Below are 1,396 nucleotides of genomic sequence, written 5' to 3' on the forward strand. Positions count from 1 at the left end.
GCCGCGCGGGGAGGGGACGGCGCGCGGGGGGACGGTGCGCTCGGGAACGGACGGAGGGCGTGCGGAAGGGCCGCCGCCCCCGAGCGGCAGCGGCCCTCCGTTCCGTACGGGCGCGGCTCAGAGCACGCGCACGGCACCCGAGGCGGGGTAGCCGGAGAGGTCCTGGATGACGACGCCCTTGGAGGGGTTGGCGGCGTCCAGGTACTGGCCGTTGCCGATGTAGACGCCCGTGTGGTACGCCGAGCCCTTGCCGCCCCAGTACAGGATGTCGCCGACCTGGAGGCTGGACAGGGAGACGTCGGTGCCGACCGTCGACTGGTCCTGCGAGACGCGCGGGAGGTCGACGCCGACCTGCTTGAACGCGGCCTGCACCAGGCTGGAGCAGTCCCAGGCGTTGGGGCCCGTCGCGCCCATGACGTAGGCGTCGCCCACCTGCGCCTTGAGGAAGGAGATCACCGTCGCGACGCTGCCGCCGGCGGGCGCGGAGGCGGTGGCCGTGGAGGCCGCCGTGCTCGTGGTGCCCGCGGTGTCCGCGTCGGCGGTGAGGGTGACGCGCTCCGCGTCACGGGTGGCGCGCTCCGCGGCGGCCTTGCGGGCCTCCTCGGCGGCCTTCTTCCTCGCCTCGGCCTTCTCCTTGGCCTCGGCGAGGTCGGCCTTGGCCACCTTGGCCGCCTCGGCGGCGGCGGCGTCGCGCTCGGCCTGCAGCTGGTAGTTCGCGGCGGCCTGCTGGGTGGCCTCCGCGGACTGGGCGACCTGGGTGGACAGGTCGGCCGTCAGGGTGGGGAGTGAGAGGGTCTGGGTCACCGGCTCCGCGGCGACCGCCGAGGCCGACGCCCCGGCCACGGCCAGGGTGCCGAGGACGCCACCGGCAACTCCGGCCCGCATCGCCATCGTGGACTGTGCGGCGCGGCGGGGTTTCCGGTGGCTTCGTATGTGAGCGGTGTGGGACATGGGAACAACCGGTACCAGGGGCTCCTTCATATCCACAAGAAACGTGTGCTGCGCCACAGTTGTTCAATCGCGGCACCGAAAGTCGGTCGCGGGTCTCTTTATTGACGCCGTAACGGACATTGCGGGCGCGGGGTGATGGGCCCGTGATCACGGCCTTTCGTCTTTACGTCCGAATTGCCCCGCGCCTACCATCGGTTGAAACGATTGGCCAAGCCCTCCTTCCGCGCCCTCGCGGCGGATGTGGCGGAGGTCACGGAACGGTCACCCCTGTCGTCGCGTCCGATGCGCGAGCCGCGGACGGGTTGAGGGGGGATTGCGGCGGGTGTCGCGTTCGCACCGCCTGCGGACCGAGGCCGGACCGCGACCGCACCGCCCCGCGACGCGCCCGGGCGGCATCCGGACCGCGTCCGCGCCGTCACCGCGTCGCGGGGCGGTGCGGTCGCGG

1 protein-coding gene is annotated in these 1,396 nt (G+C 73.1%); it reads right to left on the reverse strand.

Going from position 1 to position 1,396, the window contains the following annotated elements; all coding sequences use genetic code 11:
- Window positions 1-117: 117 nt before the first annotated feature.
- A complete protein-coding gene (locus tag AOK18_RS28975) occupies window positions 118-981 on the reverse strand; it encodes a C40 family peptidase (protein ID WP_055696240.1) in 864 nt (287 codons plus the stop codon).
- Window positions 982-1,396: the final 415 nt, after the last annotated feature.

Origin of the sequence: Streptomyces prasinopilosus, from assembly GCF_001419695.1 — a bacterium.
In the GTDB taxonomy this organism is placed as follows: Bacteria; Actinomycetota; Actinomycetes; order Streptomycetales; family Streptomycetaceae; genus Streptomyces; species Streptomyces prasinopilosus.

Coding starts and splice junctions, on each gene's coding strand:
- AOK18_RS28975 (WP_055696240.1), bottom strand. CDS start 981: ATGAAGGAGCCCCTGGTACCGGTTGTTCCCATGTCCCACACCGCTCAC.